We start from the raw sequence: 18,314 nt of genomic DNA, 5'->3' as shown, positions 1-18,314 counted from the left end.
GCGTCAGGGAGAAACAGGAATATGTTTACTAAGATTCTGATCGCAAACCGCGGCGAAATTGCCTGCCGCGTCATCAAGACTGCCCGCAAGATGGGCATCAAGACGGTTGCCGTTTATTCCGAGGCCGACAAGGATGCGCTCCACGTCGATCTGGCGGATGAAGCCGTCTGTATCGGCCCGGCTGCCTCCAAAGAGTCGTATCTGGTCATGGACAAGATCATTGCTGCCTGCAAGCAGACCGGTGCTCAGGCTGTCCATCCGGGTTACGGCTTCTTGTCCGAGAACGCCACGTTCTCCCGTCGTCTGGAAGAGGAAGGCATCAAGTTCATCGGTCCCAAGCATTATTCGGTGGCCAAGATGGGCGACAAGATCGAGTCCAAAAAACTCGCCATTGCCGCCAACGTCAATACCATTCCGGGATACAACGATGCCATCGCCGGTCCTGACGAAGCCGTCAAGATCGCCCAGGGCATTGGTTATCCGGTGATGATCAAGGCCTCTGCCGGCGGTGGTGGCAAGGGGCTGCGCGTGGCTTTTAATGACGCTGATGCGCATGAAGGCTTTACATCCTGCGTTAATGAAGCGCGTAACTCCTTCGGTGACGACCGCGTCTTTATCGAAAAGTACGTGCTGGAGCCGCGCCACATCGAAATCCAGGTCCTCGGCGACTCGCACGGTAACTACGTGTACCTGAACGAGCGTGATTGCTCTATCCAGCGTCGTCACCAGAAGGTTATCGAAGAGGCGCCGAGTCCGTTCGTCGACCCGGCCATGCGCAAGGCGATGGGCGAGCAGGCTGTGGCGCTGGCCCGCGCTGTGGATTACGAATCGGCGGGTACGGTCGAATTCGTTGTCTCCGGTGCGACCAAGGAGTTCTACTTCCTGGAAATGAACACCCGCCTGCAAGTGGAGCATCCAGTCACCGAACTGATTACCGGCCTCGACCTCGTTGAGCAGATGATTCGTGTTGCCTACGGCGAGAAGCTGCCGCTGTCCCAGGCTGACGTGAAGATAGACGGTTGGGCCATGGAGTGCCGCATCAACGCCGAAGACCCATTCCGCGGCTTCCTGCCGTCGACCGGCCGTCTGGTCAAGTTCCAGCCGCCGAAGGAAACTTCCGATGCCGGCGGCACCACCCGTGTCGATACTGGTGTTTACGACGGTGGTGAAATCTCGATGTTCTACGATTCTATGATTGCCAAGCTGATTGTGCACGGCAAGGATCGCAGCACGGCGATCGCCCGCATGCGCGATGCCTTGAACGCCTTCGTGATCCGCGGGATTTCCTCGAATATCCCGTTCCAGGCCGCGCTGATGCAGCATCCGGGCTTTCACTCAGGTATCTTTGATACCGGATTTATTCCCAAGGAATATCCGAAGGGCTTCGATGCCTCAATGGTTCCGCATGATGATCCAGCCTTGCTGGTTTCCGTTGCTGCCTACGTTTATCGTGCCTTTACCGATCGTTCTGCTTCAATCACTGGCCAGTTGCAGGGCCACGAGCGGCTGGTCAGCGACAACTGGATGGTGGTTCGCCTTGATGCGGCGGGCAACCAGCACCATCCGGTGACGGCCCGTCTGGTTGATGGTGGTTATGACATCGAGTACTTGGGCAAGCCCTACGAACTTCGTTCTTCCTGGAAACTGGGTGAGTCGCTGTTCAACGGAACCTGTAACGGTCAGGAATTCACTTTGCAGGTCGAGCGTCACAAGACTCGCTACAGCTTGTTCCACTGGGGTACTCGTGCCGATTTCATGGTGATGAGCGCTCGTGCTGCCGAGCTGCTCTCCCTGATGCCTGAGAAACAGGCGCCCGATCTCTCCAAGTTCCTGATTTCTCCGATGCCGGGTTTGCTCCGCGAAGTGGCGGTTACGGTTGGGCAGGAAGTGAAGGCTGGCGAGAAACTGGCGGTTATCGAAGCCATGAAGATGGAAAACATCCTCAAGGCTGACCAGGATTGCAAGGTCAAGAAGATCTCTGCTGCTGCTGGCGAGAGCTTGATGGTCGATCAGGTCATTATCGAGTTCGAATAATTTGGTTTTACCGGATTTTTTCCGGTTGACCGTGGAACTCAAGGCCCGCCGATTGGCGGGCCTTTTTTATTGCTTGTTAACGGCGTAACGCACGAAATCGACGCCGCGTTCCAGTACTTCGGTCGGGACTACATGATTCACCGAGGTGCCCTCCAAAGTCAGGCCGACATCAAGGCGGACGCCGGCAATTGAGGGTGCGATCAGCGAGCATGTGTCGCCATCGTGCAGCAGAAAGATGGGCGTGACGGGCAGGTGGCGATCCTGCGCCGGGCGCGTCAGGCGCCCTGCTTCAATTCGTTCGTCGTACCAGACGAGATCGGCTGCCAGTGCGCCACCGGCGATGCTTTGCAAGCCAATCATCACGCCCAGACGGGGAGTGCCGAGCGAGGTCATGGCGATCAGGCAGGGTGACTGGCGCCGTGCCCCCCGGCGGTCGGCAGGACGGATGGCCTTGCCATCAACCAGCAACCAGTTTTCACCGGGAACATTCAGTTTCTTGACGGCGGTCGGCATCGTCGACACGCGGTCGAAGCCGAACATGGCGACGCGCTGATGGGCCAGAGTTGCGCTACCTGCGTCGAGCGCACCGCTTGCGACCAGCATTTCGCCGGTAAAGGCGGCGTAGGCATAGTCGGCACCGAAAGCGAGTTCGATTTCGCCAATTTCCGTTGAACTCTGCTGCGCATGTATCTCCAGGCTGGCCTCAAGTTCACGAAGCAGGCGGATACAGGCGGAAGACGAAAGTTCACGGCCAAGTTTCAATGCTTCCGGAGACTCTCCCTGGCGCATGGCCTCAATACGCTGATCGATCTTGTGCGTGACCTTGCGTACTTCGAGCCAGCGCGGCACGCCTTCCGGCAAGGCTTCGCCGAATAGCGGAGCGAGGTCGACCGAATGGCCTTGCGGATCATCGCCCGGCACGGCCTGAAAACTGGCGAGTTCGCGCCAGCGGCTGATGGCCCGGTTGGCGACTGCCAGTTGGGCCGCAGAAAGACGGTAGGGATCGATCAGCCTGAGCATGAAAGCCCAGCTCAGGTGGCCGGCAATATTGGCTTCTCCGAAGTGAGGGAAGTCGGGATCGGGTAAGGCCTTGCGTAGTTGGCCACTGCTTTCAGCCTGGGTGAGCACGGCAAAGAGAAGCTGGTCGAGCAAGCGCGGGCATTCACGGGCCGCCAGAAAATGACAATATTCCGCCATCCGGAAGGCGCTGGCGGCACGGTGTAGCGGCAAGCATTTTTCAGCTGGTGCAAAATGGGGCGCCAGGCGAAGGTAGGCCGTACCCAGGCGCAGCCATAGACGCTGCGCCACCTCGAAACTGCGCTGATCGTCATCGAGCATGGGCAGTGCCTTGCGGACATAGCGCGACTCGATTGCTTCCTGGATCGGCACCACAGCGGTTCGCATCACGTTTAACAACTCGATGGCCAGGACGGGGGCCAAAGGCGTCCCTTCAATGGCTTCGATCTGCAGGCTGATCGCGGAGAGCATGTGCATGGGCTGGGCCTGAGGCTGGGTGGCCAGCCATGCCTTTGCAGTCAGCGAGTCGAGAAAGGCCAATGCGATATTCTTGCGCGGTTCCGGTAGCGTTAGCCAGTCCATGAGCGCTCCTTGCGTAGTATTCTTGAAACATGAGTGTATTCGAACATTATGATCGTGAATTGGCGGACATTGATAGAGAGATCCATCGTTACGCGGCTATTTGTGGCGTAAATTTAGGTAATCGCCATGAGATTGACGCCTGCCTTTGCATTCATCATGAGAGCTGGGCGGAGGATAAGGCGCGGGAATCCCTGCGGGGCTTACTGATCTTGCGCATCAAGCTGGAAGCCGAGATGGTCGAGATTGGCATTTCACCGAGCACGTTGGTGCCACCGCCGGCTAGCGGGGCGAATGACTAGCCAACGCGGATAGCAGCGACCGGGCAAGGCGCGATACAGGCGCCACAACCAGTGCATGTTTCCAGATTGATCTCGGGCAGGGGGCTGCCGCCGAGGCGAGGTGGGAAGCCGATGGCGCGGCTGTCGCAAAAGTCACCGCAGACACGACATTCGACCCCTTGTCGGGGCAGGCAGGCTTCGTCAATGCTGGCTTTGTAGTTCCAGCCGAGCTGTTCTGCTTCAATGCGCGTCAAGGCCTTGGGCTGGCATGCGGTGATGCAGTCGCCGCAAAAAGTACATTCACCGTGAGCAAAATCAACGGTTGGATAGCCTCCATCGCCGATGATCAGGATGTGCTGTGGGCAGCTCTTGATGCAGTCGTTGCAGCGCGTGCAAGTGGTGATGAATGTCTCTTCCGGTAGCGCCCAAGGCGGCCGGATTTCCGCTTTGGGGCGAGTGCGTGCGCGAAAGAAGGCGCGCCGGGAGAGGTCAACCATCAATGATCCTACTTGCCCGCTTTCATCTTCTCGATGCCCTGACGCAGCATCTGGTCAATTTCCGAGCCGGGCTCGACTTGGTCCAGAAGCGGTTCCCAGTAGCTCAGCCCCTTCTTGTTGTCACCGGCTTCCATGGCGGCGGCGCCAGCCAGGAACATGCTATGGGCGTGGGTTGGGTCAACTTTCAGCGCCCGCTCGACCAACTGAAGTGCTTTGCCGGATATGCCTTTGCCGCTGGCCATGGCAACGGTTTCGGCATAGCTGGCCAGTTGGTCCGGATCATCATTGATAATTTTTTCGGCTTTGGCGTAAGCCTGAACAGCATCGTCGTAGCGCCCCAAGGACTTGTAGGAACGCGCCAGCATCAGCCAGCCCTGCGTGTCGTCCGGATTGGCTTTCATCTTCGCGGCCAGACTGGCGACCATTTCATTGATCTTTTCTGGTGTCATCTGCTCCTGGGCAACGAGCTGGGTCGGGTCCAGGGCTTTCAGGTTGCCGAGGATGCCGTAGCCGAGCAGACCGAGGACGGGCAGCAGGAGCAAGACGACGATGGCCATTTTGCGACTGGGGCCGTGGGTGGCCGGGGCGCCGGCATCGGTGGCGGCGGGATCGACTTCTTCGAGCAAGCGACGTTGCAATTCATGCCGGGACTGCTCGAAATCATCCTCGGCGAGCGTGCCTTCCGCCTTTTCACGACTGAGTTCGGCCAGTTGGTCGCGGAAGATGGCGAGATTGGTTTCCTTGCGTTCCGCCTTGAGGTTAGGAGTGCGCAGGCCCAGCCACAGCGGCGGCAGAATAAAGGCGGCAACCACCACAATCAGCAGGGTGGCGAAGATGGCGAACTGGTTCATTTCTGGTCAATTTCCTTGAGCAGCGCGTCGGCGCGGCTGGATTCGTCAGCCGATAGTGGCTTGTCTTCGGCATTGATGCGGGTTGCCCGGCGTCGCAGATAGCGCTGTAGCGCGAAAAGGCCAAGCAGCATCAGGCCGACCGGCCCGCCCCAGAGCAGCAGGGTGATGCCTTTGACCGGGGGGCGGTACAGCACGAAGTCGCCATAGCGGGCGACCATGAAATCGACGATTTCCTTGTCGCTCTTGCCATCCTTGATCATGCCCCGGACTTCGCGCCGCAAATCCTGCGCCAGTTCGGCATTGGAGTCGGCGATGGTCTGGTTCTGACACACCAGGCAGCGCAGTTCCTCGGAAAGCTTCTGCAGGCGCTTTTCGGCGACCGGGTCGGCGGCCGTAGCGGCTTCAGTTGCCGCATCGGCGAATGCTGCGGTCGACTGGAAAAAAGTGCCAAAAACGAAAATTGCAATCAGGACGTGGCGCTTCATTTGTTCAACTCGGCGAGCAGCGGCATGATTTTCTGGCTCAATACGTCAGGCGAAATCGGGCCGGTATGCTTCATGCGGATCGTTCCGGCCTTGTCGATGATGTAGGTTTCCGGCACACCATACACACCGTAGTCGATGCCGACGCGGCCATCGAGGTCCATGACGGTCAGCGAATAGGGGTTGCCATGTTGGGCCAGCCACTGATTGGCGCGCTGGAAGGCCAACTTTTTCTCTTCGTCGGCCGACATCTTGCTCATGTCAAAGCCGCCGTCGCCGCGAACTTCCTTGTAGTTCAGGCCGATCAGCGGTACGTCGACTTTCCGGGAGAAATCAACCAGTACCGGATGCTCCTGGCGGCAGGAGACGCACCATGAAGACCAGACGTTGAGCAACCAGACCTTGCCCAGCATATCCTTGGGGCCGAGCGTCTTCTCCGGTGTGGCCAGAACGTTCAGGTTGAAAGCTGGCGCAGGCTTGTTGACCAGTGGCGACGGAACGTCACGCGGGTTGAGGTTCAGCCCGATGGCGAGCAGCGCGACGAGAGCGGCGAAAGCGCCAAGGACCCAGTAATAACGATTCATGCTTGTTGTGTTCCGGCAGGGAGTTTGACAGTAGCGGCAGCCCGGGATTTGGCGCGATAGCGGCGATCAAGCAAGGCCATAAGGCCGCCCAGAGCCATCACAAAGCAACCTCCCCAGATCCAGTCCACAAACGGCTTGTAATAGACACGGACAGCCCACTCACCTTCCGGCTTGTCGCGGTCGATCGGCTCACCGAGCGAAACATAGACATCGCGCAGGAAACCGGCATCGATGGCAGCTTCGGTCATCGGCATGCCGGACGAGGCGTAGTTACGCTTTTCAGGATTCATCTTGCGCAACAATTTGCCATCGACCGCAAGATCGAAGTCTCCTTGCGCGGCCACATAGTTCGGTCCCTGCACGGTTTTGACGCCATTGAAGGTAAAGCTGTATCCGGCGACCACGGTCGTATCGCCCGGTGCCATCTTGATGTCTTTTTCTTCCTGGAAGCTATTGACCATGGTCACGCCGACGACGAAAACGGCGATACCGGAGTGAGCGAGGCACATGCCGACAAAACTGCGCGGTTGCTTGGTGGCTGCACTCAGGAAGCTCTGGCCGGCACGGGTGTGTTGAACGCGTGCGATAAAGGTGAGCAGCGTGGTCAATGCCACCCAGGCGGCGAGCAGGATACCCAGCGTGGTCAAGGCGCTCCAGTGACCGTAAAGCAAGGGCAGCGCGATGGCGATGATGGCCGCAACGACCATGGCCCAGCGCACGGTGCGCAGGATTTCCGGAATCGATGCTTCTTTCCAGCGGGCAAAGGGTGCAATGCCCATCAGGAAGAGTACCGGCGCCATGACGGGTACGAAGACCGCGTTGAAGTACGGCGGCCCGACCGAAATCTTGCCAACGCCCAGGGCGTCAATCAGCAGCGGGTAGAGCGTGCCAAGCAAGACCGTGGCGCAGGCGACGACCAACATGACGTTGTTGGTCAATAGCAGCGATTCGCGCGAAATCAGTCCGAAACGGCCACCCAGACCAACCTTGGGCGCGCGCCAGGCAAACAGTGCCAACGAGCTGCCAATGACTGCGACCAGGAAGATCAGGATGAAAATGCCGCGTCGTGGATCGGTGGCGAAGGCATGCACGGACGTCAGCACGCCGGAACGAACCAGGAAGGTGCCGAGCAGTGACAGCGAGAAGGCCGAAATCGCCAGCAACACTGTCCAGTTCTTGAAACTGCCGCGTTTCTCGGTCACCGCCAGTGAGTGGATCAGCGCCGTACCGACCAGCCAGGGCATGAATGAAGCGTTTTCAACCGGATCCCAGAACCACCAGCCGCCCCAGCCCAGTTCGTAATAAGCCCACCACGAGCCGAGGGCTATACCCATGGTCAGGAAGCACCAGGCAGCCATTGTCCATGGCCGTGACCAGCGTGCCCAGGCAGCATCCAGCTGACCGGAGAGCAGCGCCGCGATGGCGAAGGCGAAGGCCACCGAGAAACCGACGTAACCCATGTAGAGCATGGGCGGATGAATGACCAGTCCCGGGTCCTGCAACAGTGGATTCAAGTCGCGACCTTCGGCGGCGGCCGGCAGCAGGCGCTCAAAGGGGTTGGAGGTAATCAGGATGAAGAGCATGAAGCCAAAGGCGACCAGCCCGAGGGTGCCCAGGACGCGGGCGACCATGGTGGCGGGCAACTGGCGTGACAGCATCGCAACGCTAAAGGCCCACCAGCTAAGGAAAAGCATCCACAGTAGCAAGGAGCCTTCGTGACCACCCCAGACGGCAGCGACGCGATACTGGATCGGCAGCAGTGAATTGGAGTGTTGGGCAACGTAGACCACCGAGAAGTCGTTGGTGACGAAAGCATTCACCAGACAGACGAAAGAGAAGGTGATCAGCAGTGCCATGGCCGAGGCAGCGGGTCGTGCAACAGCGACCCAAGCCATGCGGTTCTGGTGAGCGCCAATGAGTGGCAGTGTGCCCAGGATCAGCGCTACAAGTGCCGCCAGGATCAAGGCGAAATGGCCGATTTCAGGAATCATGCTTAGTAGCTCGCTTTCGGTTTGTCGGCGGCAGCTTTCGCAGCCTGTGCATCGCCGACAGCCTTGGCGGCTTCAGGCGGCATATAGTTTTCATCGTGCTTGGCCAATACTTCGCTTGCGGCGAAGGTGCCGTCGGCGCTCATTTTGCCTTGGGCAACCACACCCTTGCCTTCCTTGAAAAGGTCCGGAAGGATGCCCTTGTAATGGACAATCATGTCCTTGGCGGTATCGGTGACAACGAAGGCGATGGTCACGCCATCAGCCTGCCTCTGCAGGCTACCCTCCTTGACCAGGCCGCCGATGCGGAAGGCCTTTCCTTGCGGTGCCTTGCCTTCGGCAACATCGGTAGGCGAAATATAGAGCGCGATATTGCTGTTCAGGGCATTGAGGACCAGTGCGGCGATGATGCCGATGATGGCCAGCGCGCCGCCGATCAGGGCGAGTTTTTTGTGACGGGATTTCATTCAGCGGTATTCCTGTGGTCTGCGCGTGTATCGGCGCGAAGCTGGCGCTTAAGTCGAGCGATCGTGCTCTTTCGATTCCGGATGACGACAATCGGTTCAATGGCCATGATCAATACCGTGGCGCCAAAGGAGCCCCAGACGTAAAAACCATAGCCGCCCATGGCGATGAAGTCGGCAAAGCTGTTCCAGTGGATCATTTTTCTTCTCCACGCACTGTTTCAGCCAGTTCGGCCTTGACCCAGTCCGTGTGGCGCTCGCGCTCGAGCATGATGGTGCGTGCTCGCATAAGCGCGACGGCAATCGAATACATCCAGAAGCACATTGCCATCAGCAGCATGCCCCACAGCATCGTCATCGCCATGGAGGACTTGGCAAGATTGACGCTGGAGCCCTGATGCAGCGTGTTCCACCATTTCACCGAAAAATAGATGATCGGGATGTTGACCACACCGACCAGTAGCAGCAAGCCGCCGGCCTTGTCGGCGCGACGCGCATCGTCAATTGCTGCTGTCAACGCCATAAATCCGATGTAAAGGAAAAGCAGGATCAGTTCGGATGTCAGGCGGGCGTCCCACACCCACCAGGCGCCCCACATCGGCTTGCCCCACAGGGCACCGGTCAGCAGGGAAAGGAAAGCCATCAGCGCGCCGGTCGGCGCCAGCGCCTGGGCCATCATGCCGGAGAGTCTGGTGTTGAAGGCGAGTCCGATCGCAGCCCATCCGGCCATGACCAGGTAGATGAACATGCTCATCCAGGAGGCCGGTACATGAATGAAGATGATCCGGTAGCCCTCGCCTTGCTGGAAATCGGTCGGTGCCACCAGCATGCCAAGGTAGAGCCCTGCCAGCCCGAAAACGACTGAAATTGCGGCAAAGTAGGGAATCAGTGTGCCGGCGAGCGGGTAGAACGTGGCCGGGGAAGCGAAACGGTAGAGATTAAAGCGGTCATTCATTCGAGGGCAATCTTCAAGGCAGCGGCTGATGCCCAGGGGGCGAAGCCAACAGAAGCAAAAGTAAGAGCAGCAAGCAGGGACAGATGACCTTCTCCCCCGAGCCCGGTCACCGTCGCATCCACTGCGCCAGCGCCGAATATTAGCACCGGGATGTAGAGCGGCAACACAAGTAGTGAAAGCAGCACGCCGCCGCCACGCAGCCCAAGGGTAAGTGCCGCACCAATCGCACCGATTCCGGAGAGTGCGGGCGTGCCCAGTAGAATGGCCCCTGTAAGCACGATCAGGGCGTCAGTGGACAGGTCGAATTGTATGCCGAGCACCGGGGCGATCAATGCCAGTGGCAGGCCGGACACCAGCCAGTGTGCGATTACCTTTCCAGTAACGACCAGGCCGAGCGGATAGGGCGCCAGAGCAAGCTGTTCGAGCGTGCCATCACGATGGTCATCGGCGAACATGCGCGGCAGAGAAAGCATGGTGGCGAGCAGCGCGGCAACCCACAGTACGCCGGGTGCCAGTTTGCGTAGCAGGTCTGGCTCCGGCCCGACGCCGAGCGGGAAAAGACTGACCACGATAATGAAGAAAAAAATCGCAGAAACGATGTCAGCCTGTCGCCGCATGGCCAACTTGAGATCGCGGCCGATTACTGCAGAAATAATTCTCAGCATCTGCTCATGACCATTAACTTAGCCGCAATTCGCGGACGGTTCCGGCTGGAATGCTGACCAGCTGATGTGTCGTCATCACGGCCAGACCGCCACGTTGCAAATGGCCCGAGATAATGCCGGCCAGCCAGTCGACCGCAGCCGCATCGAGGGCGACGAAGGGTTCGTCAAGTATCCACAGTGGCCTCTTTTCCTTGACCAGTCGAGCCAGTGCAACGCGTCGCTTCTGGCCTTGTGACAGGTATTTGCAGGCCAGATCCTCACGGCCAGCCAGTCCCACCTGCTCCAGTGCATCGATCGCGTCGTCTTCGGTGAGCGCTTCGTCGGCCAAGCGGGCGGCTGCCAGCAGGTTTTCGAGTGGGGTCAGCTCTTCCTTGATGGCGTTGAGGTGCCCGAGGTAACAGAGATCAGTGCGGAACTCTTCGGAATTGATCGACTGGCCCTTCCAGCGGATTTCGCCGGTCTCGGGCGGCAAGAGGCCAATGAGCATGCGCAGCAGGCTGGTCTTGCCGGCGCCGTTCTTGCCCTGCAGATACAGCAGTTCTCCTGCTTCCAGCTTGAAGCCAAGGCCTGCGAACAGGCGGCGCTCGCCGCGCACGCATTCCAGATTGTCAGCTTCAAGCATTAGAGTGACCGCAAAAAAAGCTAAAAATTAATAGCCCACCAGTTTACAGGCAGATTCAGTACCTGCAAACAAAGCCTGCCAAGAAAACGGAATGACGCTGTCAGGCAATTCATTCCCGAACTCTGGATGTAGATAACACACCTATCCGGCACCTGATTTGATCGATATCGAGAAAGGCGCAAAAGGCAAAATCTCCCATTCGAGCCACGATGGCTTGGCCAGATGCGGTTGCGCCAAATACAGGTCAAATCGGGCTGAAATATGTAAATATTTCCCACGTGCAACAAATTTTGTCATAATCAATCCGTATATTGGCATTCCATAAAGAACAAATATGGCCGCTGAGACAGTTGCCGTGCCGGTCAACCAAGGATCGTTGGATATTAGGAGGTATTTCGAATGAAAGTGCGCGAGTGGATTGTTTGGTTGATGGCGTTACTGCTGTCACCTATTTTGATCGTGGGCGGCGCTCAGGCGGCGACCCTTACCGTTTCCCCGGCTACGCTGACCCTGAAAATCGGTGGCGCCGCAGGGACTGCGTCTATCTCCAATGTCAGCGGAACGCTGCAGACGCCTTCAATTTCCAATTCCAATATCGCATCCGTCACCCGTGCTGCCAACGTCATCACGGTAAAACCCAAGGCGATAGGGACCGCTTATGTCACGGTGCGCGATAGCGCTACCACCACCTATCTCAACGTTGCAGTAGTGGCTGCCAATACAGTGAGCAAATTCAGCGTAGTGGCGTGGAACGACTTGGGTATGCACTGCATGGATGCGGACTACTCGATTTTTTCCATCCTGCCGCCTTATAACAATCTGCACGCACAGTTGATTGACAGCACCAACAACAAACTGATCAATGGTGGCGCCTATGCCGTTACTTTTGAGGCGATGGCGGATGCGGAGGGCTCCATCAATAGTTACTCATCCGGCAAGACCAATTTCTGGCAGCACGCCCAGAGCTTTTTCGGCATGAGCCTGCCTGATGGTATCGGCCTCACTGGTTATGGTTCGATCCTGCCCACCCCACAGGCGTTGAAGCCTGATACTGCTTCCGCTCAATATGTGGCCGAAGGCGTACCGTTGACGCCTTACGACGACACCATGCGTCGCAATCCTTATCCGATGACCCGGGTGGTGGCTCGCGATGCCAGTGGCACCTTGCTGGCCGAAGCGCACGTCGTCATGCCGGTATCTGATGAAATGACTTGTATCACCTGCCATTCGTCCGCTTCCGGCCCTGCTGCCAGGCCGATTGTGGGCTGGGTCAATGACGCTAATCTGGACCGTGACTACAAACGCAACATCCTGCGTCTGCACGATGAAAAAAACTTGTCGCAGTGGAAGTACAAGATAGCGTTGAAGCAAAAAGGCTACAACTCGGCCGGCCTGCTAGCGACTGCCGATTCGGGCAAGGCCATCCTTTGTGCCGGCTGTCATGCCTCCAACGCCTTGCCGGGAACCGGCATTGCCGGCATCAAGCCACTGACCGAAGCAATTCATAGCCATCATGGCAATGTCAGGGATGCTGCAACCGGTGAATTGCTGGGATCCAGTACCAATCGTGAAACCTGCTATCAGTGTCACCCAGGCAAGGAAACGCAGTGCCTGCGAGGTGCCATGGGCAAGGCGGTCGAACCCGATGGGTCGATGTCCATGCAGTGTCAGAGCTGCCACGGACAAATGGCCAATGTCGGCAAGGCAGGACGCGCCGGTTGGCTGGATCAACCGAATTGCCAGTCCTGCCACCACGATGGCAAGCGTGACAAGACTGCAGTTGATGCATCCGGCGTATTGAAGGTTTGGACTGATACGCGTTTTGCGACCAATCCCAATGCCCCTACGACCGGCTTCAGCCTCTACAGATTCAGTAAAGGCCACGGCAATCTGCAGTGCGAAGCCTGTCACGGTGCCACTCACGCCGAGTACCCGTCTTCGCATGCCAACGACAACGTGATGTCCAAGGAAATGCAGGACCATGAAGGCACCTTGGTTGAATGCGCGGCTTGTCACAAAACGGTTGTACCGCTGACCGTTACCGGTGGCCCGCATGGCATGCACACCATCGGTTCAACCTGGGTCAGTCGCCACCAGAGCATCGCCGAGAACGCAACCGCTCGTGCTGGCTGCGCGACCTGTCATGGCAGCGATTTCCGCGGCAGCGTTCTCTCTCAGGTGAAGACAGCCAAGACGTTCAATGCAGATGGTCGTACGGTCACTTACAAGGCAGGTCAGGCGGTTACCTGCTACGACTGTCATAACGGTCCCAACGGTGGCTGATGGATAGGCTTTAAACAGCTAATCGCATCGGAATTTCAATGAACACGTCGGGGAACCTGGTTCCCCGAGCATCAAAGGAGCAAGTAATGAAACTTAAATCGGTACTTTTCGCTGCAACGGTTGCGGTCAGTAGCCTGTCTGTCCAGGCTGCCAGCTATTCCTTCAGTCAGGGCGGGTTCGATGGCGGCGGTTCGGTGTCCGGTAGCTTTTCCGGGGCCGATCTTGATTTGAACGGTTTTCTCGACTTTAACAGCAGTGAAATTTCGTCGTTCAGTCTCAGTTTTTCCGGGGGAACACTGGCTCCGGCCTTTACGATGGGACTAGGCGATTTGGCCGGACTCGTTTATCAGTTAAACGGTGGCAATCTCATTGGGGACAATGGCGCTGTAAATTCAGGAGAAGGTATTGTTGCCTGGAATGCTCAGCATAGTTACTTCTCTGGCATTGGGCCGCTGGGGGTGATTGGTGGACAAATCGGTGATGCCTCGTTCAACCCGTTAACATCCACACCCTTGGCGATCTCGGTCACTGCCGTTCCTGAGCCCGAATCCTTTGCCATGATGCTTGCCGGCCTCGGCGTGATCGGCGTTGTTGCTCGTCGCCGCCTCCGTGGATGATTTGATCCCCGCGGTCGCTAGTATTGGCGGCTAAGGCAATGAAAACCCCCGGTAGTATCAGGGGGTTTTTCATTTGTTGAATTTCAAGCCATACCAGTCGGCCGCTAGCCGGATAACGGGAATTCGCATTCGCAGCAGGAATTTCGAGAATCTGTAGTCGCGTTGCCTCGATTTACTGTCATGGATCAATAAGCCGACGCTCAATCAGGTGATACTGACACCTGATTACCCTACGACATGGAGTCGAAGCATGCATGAAATGTCGCTGGCCGAAGGCGTGCTGCAACTGGTTGAAGAGACCGCCAGGCGAGAACAGGCTCGCCGGGTGAAACTGGTGGTGCTGGAAATCGGTCAACTCGCTTCAGTAGAGCCGGAAGCGTTGAGATTCTGCTTCGAGGCGGTGACCAATGGCACGATCGCGCACGGCGCGGTGCTGGAAATAGTTGCCGTACCTGGCACTGGCTGGTGCATGCTGTGCACGGAGAGCGTAACAATGCAGGAGCGCTACGGCATCTGCCCGAAGTGCGGAAGCTATGAGTTACAGGCCACCGGAGGTACGGAGATGCGGGTCAAGGAAATAGAGATCGAGTAGTCGGACGAGGAGGCAAGACGATGTGTACAGTTTGCGGCTGCGGCGCCGGGGAAACAAAGATCGAAGGGGCGCACGAACATACGCACGTTCACGAGGACGGCACGGTGCATACCCACGCGCACGGCCATGCCGATGATGGCCACCACGTACACTCGCATGGCGACGATCACCGTCACGAGCATCGCAGTGCCAATGATCTCGACTGCAGCGCCGGTCCGGCCCGTGCTCACGTACCGGGCATGTCACAAGCTCGCATGGTGCAAATCGAACAGGATATCCTGTCCAAGAACAACGGCTATGCGATGGCCAATCGCCAGCACTTCGACGAGCATGGCATCTTCGCGCTGAACCTGGTTTCCAGCCCGGGCTCCGGAAAGACGACATTGCTGGTGAAAACCATCGAGTTGCTGAAAGACTCGGTCGCCATCAGCGTGGTCGAAGGGGATCAGCAGACCTCCAACGACGCTGAGCGCATTCGTGCCACCGGCGTTCAGGCACTGCAGATCAACACCGGCAAGGGCTGTCATCTCGATGGCCACATGGTGGGGCACGCCATGCAGCGCCTGCAACCGGCCGAGGAATCCCTGTTCCTGATTGAAAACGTCGGTAATCTGGTGTGCCCGGCTGCCTTCGATCTCGGTGAGCACCACAAGGTCGTCATCCTGTCGGTGACCGAAGGCGAGGACAAACCGCTGAAATATCCCGACATGTTCGCCGCGGCTGACGTCATGTTGCTCAACAAGTGCGATCTTTTGCCCTACCTTGAATTCGATGCCGACCTGGCGGAAGCCAACGCCCGCCGCATCAATCCGCACCTGACCATCATCAGAGTCTCGGCGAGCACTGGCGATGGCCTGAGTGCCTGGGCGGACTGGATTCAATCCGGGCTGGAAGCACAGCGCGCCAAGCGCGCAGCATCTGTCGATGCCCTCAAACGTCGGGTGGCCGAACTAGAGCGCCAGTTGGCGGAAAAATGATTCCCACCGGCCGCCTGTTCCGCATTCATGGCCTGGTTCAGGGTGTCGGCTTTCGGCCCTACGTCTGGCGCTTGGCCAATGAGCTCGGGTTGTCGGGTTGGGTGCGCAACGATGGCGCCGGGGTGATTGCTGCGGTCAACGGCAAAAATTGGCCGAAATTCAAAAGTCGTTTGCCGCTGGAAATACCACGCCTGGCGCGTATTGACGCCATCGACGATGAAGCGGCCGAGGTGGTCGGCGAGGGGTTTGTCATTCTCGACAGTGCCGCCGGCGAAATCCAGACTGCCATCGGGCCTGACGCTGCGATCTGCCCGGACTGCATCGCAGACATCTGCGATCCGGCCAATCGCCGCTGGCGGTACGCGTTTACCACCTGCACCCATTGCGGGCCACGTTACTCGGTCAGCCGCCGGATTCCCTATGATCGGGCGCAAACCAGCCTCGCGGCCTTTCAGCTGTGCGAAACCTGTCAATCCGAATACCGCGCGCCGGCTGACCGGCGCTTTCATGCCGAAACCACTTGCTGCCCGGCTTGCGGCCCACAACTCAGCCTGCTTTCGGCTGACGGTTTGCCGCTGCCCGGCGATCCTGTCGCCGAAACATTGCGCCTGCTGCGCGACGGCCAGATTGTCGCGATCAAGGGCGTCGGCGGCTTTCACCTCGCTTGCGATGCACACAATGCAGCCGCGGTGGCTGAACTGCGCGAACGCAAGCAACGCGAGGAAAAGCCCTTCGCGGTCATGGCCTTGAATGCGATTTCGCTGGCCGGGCACGCAAGGATAGGCGAGGCGGAGCTGACGCTCCTGCAAAGTGTGGCGGCACCCATCGTGCTCTGCCCCAAGGGCGGCGCTGAATTAAAGGGCATTGCCCCTGGACTGGCCTGGCTGGGCGCCATGCTGCCGACCACCCCACTTCACCTGCTGCTGTGGCACGAAGCTGCCGGCCGTCCAGGCGGTACCGAGTGGCTGGCCAGACCGAGCGAACTCCTGCTGGTCATGACCAGCGCCAACCCGCACGGCGAGCCGCTGGTGATCGCCAATGACGAGGCGCTGGAACGGCTGGCCGGTATTGCCGACGCCTATTTGCTGCACGATCGCGACATTGTGATCCGCTGTGATGACTCTGTTGTTCGCGCCGGCCCAAGTTTCATTCGCCGTGCTCGCGGCTATGTGCCGGTACCGATTCCGCTGGCTGAAGACGGCCCGACCGTGCTCGCCCTGGGCGGCTTTCTGAAAAACAGTATCTGCGTCATGAAAGGCCGTGAAGCCTTTTTATCGCAACACATCGGTGGCCTGGACAATGTCGCAACCATTGGCTTCCTCGAAGAAACGGTCGACCATCTGCTGTCGATTCTCGATGTCCGGCCCGATGCTATCGCCCATGATCTGCATCCCGACTTTCCATCGACGCTACTCGCTGTACGGATGGCCGAAAAGCTGGGCATTCCGGCCATTGCAGTAGGGCATCATCATGCCCATATTGCTGCGATTTGCGCCGAACATGGTGTGATCGAGCCGATTTCAGGCTTGGCGATCGATGGCGTTGGCCTCGGCCTGGATGGTGCTGCGTGGGGTGGCGAACTGCTGCGTCTCGATGGTACAAATTGCGAACGCCTCGGCCATCTCAGCCCCTTGGCCATGCCCGGCGGCGACCGCGCTGCCAAAGAACCTTGGCGCATGGCCGTCTCCGCCCTGCATGGCGCCGGACTGGGCTACCGCGTCGGCGGCTGGATCAAGCAGTACTACCCGACGCGGGATCCCGGCCCGCTGCTCACCATGCTTGCCCGCAAGCTGCGCTGCCCGCCAACCACCAGTTTGGGCCGATGGTTCGACGCAGCCGCCGGCCTGCTCGGCGTGCGCGACCTGATGCATTTTGAAGGACAGGCGGCGATGGAGCTTGAGGGTCTGGCTGCCCGCTACGGCCCGGTTGACGCCTTGCCGGATGGCTACGTTTTGCTGGAAGACGGTGCGGTTCTCGATTTTTCGCCCATGCTTCAGGCGCTGATGGGGTGCAAGGACGATGCCGCACAAGGCGCGGCGCTCTTTCACGCGACGGTCGCGGCCGGGCTGGCGGCATGGGTACTAGCCGCGGTCGACCGGAAAAAAGGCGTAAAAATCGCAATTGGCGGTGGCTGCGCGGTGAATGCTGTCTTGATGACGGCACTGCGCAAGCACCTGGAGGTGGCTGAGATCGAGCTGATCGAAGCCCGTCAGGTCCCTGCCAACGATGGTGGTCTGGCGCTAGGTCAGGCTTGGGTGGCGCGTCGCAGCCTGCTTGCCGGCCTGCCCTTGAGCGGCGAAAATTCAGCGGATCAGCCTGTAACGAAGGAAATGCTTTGAGTGAAATAACCGCACCGACCGACTGGCAATCCGATCCGGCAAGCACGCTGGCGCAGCGCTGTACTGCGCTCGCTGAAGGCTTGTCGCCAAACCTCGCGCTATCCAACGAAGTTTGCTGGTGTGTTCGGGAAAAGGGCGACTGGCTGGCTGCCGTTATTGCGCCGGGCTTCGTTAGGGTCATCCTGCTGCCGGGCGGGGGCGACTTGTGGGGCCATATTCCCCTCGGGCAACAGCGTTACGTGGCCTTGGGGGGCGTGGACTGGCGATTTTTTGCCGCGCATGATCCGGTGCTTGGAGATTATCAGTACGTTGATCTGGTCGATTCGATGGCTGCGGTGAGTGATAACGCGGCGGCACGCCATCTGGCCGCCGATGCACGCGTGGCGCTTGGTCTGATCATACCGGTGCCAGCGGCGAGCGAAGAACCGCCGCGGCAGGTCAGTCGGCGCGGCTTTCTGCGCGCCTTCACCGGTCGTCGATAAGTCGA

19 protein-coding genes are annotated in these 18,314 nt (G+C 58.8%); 8 read left to right on the top strand and 11 right to left on the bottom strand.

Annotation, left to right across the window (positions count from 1 at the left end; translation table 11 throughout):
• The first annotated feature begins 21 nt into the window (after positions 1-21).
• A complete protein-coding gene (locus IPJ12_08580; protein MBK7647198.1) occupies positions 22-2,034 on the top strand; it encodes an acetyl/propionyl/methylcrotonyl-CoA carboxylase subunit alpha in 2,013 nt (670 codons plus the stop codon).
• 66 nt (positions 2,035-2,100) lie between these two features.
• Here the strand turns inward: IPJ12_08580 and IPJ12_08575 are convergent, their stop codons facing one another.
• Positions 2,101-3,633, bottom strand: coding sequence for a hypothetical protein (locus IPJ12_08575; protein MBK7647197.1), 1,533 nt, complete (start codon positions 3,631-3,633; stop codon positions 2,101-2,103).
• Positions 3,634-3,662: 29 nt separating this feature from the next.
• On the opposite strand from IPJ12_08575, the gene IPJ12_08570 reads away from it, so the two are divergent.
• Positions 3,663-3,932 (top strand): hypothetical protein, encoded by a 270-nt coding sequence (locus IPJ12_08570; protein ID MBK7647196.1) that lies wholly within the window; start codon positions 3,663-3,665, stop codon positions 3,930-3,932.
• Here the strand turns inward: IPJ12_08570 and napF are convergent.
• Genes napF through ccmA form a run of 10 tightly spaced genes read right to left on the bottom strand, consistent with a single transcriptional unit; the run spans position 3,929 to position 11,019 of the window.
• Positions 3,929-4,408, bottom strand: a complete 480-nt coding sequence (gene napF / locus IPJ12_08565; protein MBK7647195.1) for a ferredoxin-type protein NapF — start codon at positions 4,406-4,408, stop codon at positions 3,929-3,931. The two genes, IPJ12_08570 and napF, sit on opposite strands and share 4 nt — an antisense overlap.
• Positions 4,409-4,416: 8 nt before the next feature.
• Entirely contained in the window at positions 4,417-5,259 is an 843-nt protein-coding gene (gene ccmI / locus IPJ12_08560; protein ID MBK7647194.1) for a c-type cytochrome biogenesis protein CcmI, read from the bottom strand.
• Positions 5,256-5,744 (bottom strand): cytochrome c-type biogenesis protein CcmH, encoded by a 489-nt coding sequence (locus IPJ12_08555; protein MBK7647193.1) that lies wholly within the window; start codon positions 5,742-5,744, stop codon positions 5,256-5,258. The genes ccmI and IPJ12_08555 overlap by 4 nt, the downstream gene beginning before the upstream one ends.
• Positions 5,741-6,325 (bottom strand): DsbE family thiol:disulfide interchange protein, encoded by a 585-nt coding sequence (locus tag IPJ12_08550; GenBank protein ID MBK7647192.1) that lies wholly within the window; start codon positions 6,323-6,325, stop codon positions 5,741-5,743. The genes IPJ12_08555 and IPJ12_08550 overlap by 4 nt, the downstream gene beginning before the upstream one ends.
• The gene (locus IPJ12_08545; GenBank protein MBK7647191.1) at positions 6,322-8,316 is read right to left on the bottom strand and encodes a heme lyase CcmF/NrfE family subunit; all 1,995 of its coding nucleotides are present in this window, start codon (positions 8,314-8,316) and stop codon (positions 6,322-6,324) included. The genes IPJ12_08550 and IPJ12_08545 overlap by 4 nt, the downstream gene beginning before the upstream one ends.
• A 2-nt stretch (positions 8,317-8,318) precedes the next feature.
• Positions 8,319-8,780 carry a cytochrome c maturation protein CcmE gene (gene ccmE, locus IPJ12_08540; protein MBK7647190.1) on the bottom strand — a complete coding sequence of 154 codons (462 nt, stop codon included), beginning with the start codon at positions 8,778-8,780 and terminating at the stop codon, positions 8,319-8,321.
• The gene (gene ccmD, locus IPJ12_08535) at positions 8,777-8,977 is read right to left on the bottom strand and encodes a heme exporter protein CcmD (GenBank protein ID MBK7647189.1); all 201 of its coding nucleotides are present in this window, start codon (positions 8,975-8,977) and stop codon (positions 8,777-8,779) included. Before ccmD ends, ccmE begins: the two co-directional genes overlap by 4 nt.
• Positions 8,974-9,732, bottom strand: a complete 759-nt coding sequence (gene ccsA / locus IPJ12_08530; GenBank protein MBK7647188.1) for a cytochrome c biogenesis protein CcsA — start codon at positions 9,730-9,732, stop codon at positions 8,974-8,976. The genes ccmD and ccsA overlap by 4 nt, the downstream gene beginning before the upstream one ends.
• Positions 9,729-10,397 (bottom strand): heme exporter protein CcmB, encoded by a 669-nt coding sequence (ccmB, locus tag IPJ12_08525; GenBank protein MBK7647187.1) that lies wholly within the window; start codon positions 10,395-10,397, stop codon positions 9,729-9,731. The genes ccsA and ccmB overlap by 4 nt, the downstream gene beginning before the upstream one ends.
• A 13-nt stretch (positions 10,398-10,410) precedes the next feature.
• Positions 10,411-11,019: a cytochrome c biogenesis heme-transporting ATPase CcmA gene (gene ccmA, locus IPJ12_08520; GenBank protein ID MBK7647186.1), complete on the bottom strand. Its 609-nt coding sequence runs from the start codon at positions 11,017-11,019 to the stop codon at positions 10,411-10,413.
• Between the two features lie 771 nt (positions 11,020-11,790).
• On the opposite strand from ccmA, the gene IPJ12_08515 reads away from it, so the two are divergent.
• From IPJ12_08515 to hybE, 6 genes are all read left to right on the top strand, one after another.
• Positions 11,791-13,302 carry a hypothetical protein gene (locus IPJ12_08515; GenBank protein ID MBK7647185.1) on the top strand — a complete coding sequence of 504 codons (1,512 nt, stop codon included), beginning with the start codon at positions 11,791-11,793 and terminating at the stop codon, positions 13,300-13,302.
• A 38-nt stretch (positions 13,303-13,340) separates the two neighbouring features.
• Positions 13,341-13,919 (top strand): PEP-CTERM sorting domain-containing protein, encoded by a 579-nt coding sequence (locus IPJ12_08510; GenBank protein MBK7647184.1) that lies wholly within the window; start codon positions 13,341-13,343, stop codon positions 13,917-13,919.
• A gap of 250 nt (positions 13,920-14,169) precedes the next feature.
• Entirely contained in the window at positions 14,170-14,511 is a 342-nt protein-coding gene (gene hypA, locus IPJ12_08505) for a hydrogenase maturation nickel metallochaperone HypA (GenBank protein MBK7647183.1), read from the top strand.
• Positions 14,512-14,531: 20 nt separating this feature from the next.
• On the top strand, positions 14,532-15,488 hold the full coding sequence (gene hypB / locus IPJ12_08500; protein MBK7647182.1) for a hydrogenase nickel incorporation protein HypB: 957 nt from the start codon (positions 14,532-14,534) through the stop codon (positions 15,486-15,488).
• Positions 15,485-17,827 carry a carbamoyltransferase HypF gene (gene hypF / locus IPJ12_08495; protein ID MBK7647181.1) on the top strand — a complete coding sequence of 781 codons (2,343 nt, stop codon included), beginning with the start codon at positions 15,485-15,487 and terminating at the stop codon, positions 17,825-17,827. Before hypB ends, hypF begins: the two co-directional genes overlap by 4 nt.
• Positions 17,824-18,309, top strand: a complete 486-nt coding sequence (gene hybE / locus IPJ12_08490; GenBank protein MBK7647180.1) for a [NiFe]-hydrogenase assembly chaperone HybE — start codon at positions 17,824-17,826, stop codon at positions 18,307-18,309. Before hypF ends, hybE begins: the two co-directional genes overlap by 4 nt.
• Positions 18,310-18,314 lie beyond the last annotated feature (5 nt).

The organism is Betaproteobacteria bacterium (genome assembly GCA_016709965.1).
GTDB lineage: Bacteria > Pseudomonadota > Gammaproteobacteria > Burkholderiales > Rhodocyclaceae > Azonexus > Azonexus amarohabitans.
This window is presented reverse-complemented; position numbering and strand designations above follow the sequence as displayed.

What these genes read in the sequence shown, in the direction of transcription:
- hypA (MBK7647183.1), top strand. Translation starts at nt 14,170, where the DNA reads ATGCATGAAATGTCGCTGGCCGAAGGCGTGCTGCAACTGGTTGAAGAG.
- ccmI (MBK7647194.1), bottom strand. Translation starts at nt 5,259, where the DNA reads ATGAACCAGTTCGCCATCTTCGCCACCCTGCTGATTGTGGTGGTTGCC.
- hypB (MBK7647182.1), top strand. Translation starts at nt 14,532, where the DNA reads ATGTGTACAGTTTGCGGCTGCGGCGCCGGGGAAACAAAGATCGAAGGG.
- ccmB (MBK7647187.1), bottom strand. Translation starts at nt 10,397, where the DNA reads ATGCTGAGAATTATTTCTGCAGTAATCGGCCGCGATCTCAAGTTGGCC.
- IPJ12_08545 (MBK7647191.1), bottom strand. Translation starts at nt 8,316, where the DNA reads ATGATTCCTGAAATCGGCCATTTCGCCTTGATCCTGGCGGCACTTGTA.
- IPJ12_08550 (MBK7647192.1), bottom strand. Translation starts at nt 6,325, where the DNA reads ATGAATCGTTATTACTGGGTCCTTGGCGCTTTCGCCGCTCTCGTCGCG.
- ccsA (MBK7647188.1), bottom strand. Translation starts at nt 9,732, where the DNA reads ATGAATGACCGCTTTAATCTCTACCGTTTCGCTTCCCCGGCCACGTTC.
- napF (MBK7647195.1), bottom strand. Translation starts at nt 4,408, where the DNA reads ATGGTTGACCTCTCCCGGCGCGCCTTCTTTCGCGCACGCACTCGCCCC.
- ccmE (MBK7647190.1), bottom strand. Translation starts at nt 8,780, where the DNA reads ATGAAATCCCGTCACAAAAAACTCGCCCTGATCGGCGGCGCGCTGGCC.
- ccmA (MBK7647186.1), bottom strand. Translation starts at nt 11,019, where the DNA reads ATGCTTGAAGCTGACAATCTGGAATGCGTGCGCGGCGAGCGCCGCCTG.
- IPJ12_08515 (MBK7647185.1), top strand. Translation starts at nt 11,791, where the DNA reads ATGGATGCGGACTACTCGATTTTTTCCATCCTGCCGCCTTATAACAAT.
- IPJ12_08510 (MBK7647184.1), top strand. Translation starts at nt 13,341, where the DNA reads ATGAACACGTCGGGGAACCTGGTTCCCCGAGCATCAAAGGAGCAAGTA.
- ccmD (MBK7647189.1), bottom strand. Translation starts at nt 8,977, where the DNA reads ATGATCCACTGGAACAGCTTTGCCGACTTCATCGCCATGGGCGGCTAT.
- IPJ12_08575 (MBK7647197.1), bottom strand. Translation starts at nt 3,633, where the DNA reads ATGGACTGGCTAACGCTACCGGAACCGCGCAAGAATATCGCATTGGCC.
- IPJ12_08570 (MBK7647196.1), top strand. Translation starts at nt 3,663, where the DNA reads ATGAGTGTATTCGAACATTATGATCGTGAATTGGCGGACATTGATAGA.
- IPJ12_08580 (MBK7647198.1), top strand. Translation starts at nt 22, where the DNA reads ATGTTTACTAAGATTCTGATCGCAAACCGCGGCGAAATTGCCTGCCGC.
- hypF (MBK7647181.1), top strand. Translation starts at nt 15,485, where the DNA reads ATGATTCCCACCGGCCGCCTGTTCCGCATTCATGGCCTGGTTCAGGGT.
- IPJ12_08555 (MBK7647193.1), bottom strand. Translation starts at nt 5,744, where the DNA reads ATGAAGCGCCACGTCCTGATTGCAATTTTCGTTTTTGGCACTTTTTTC.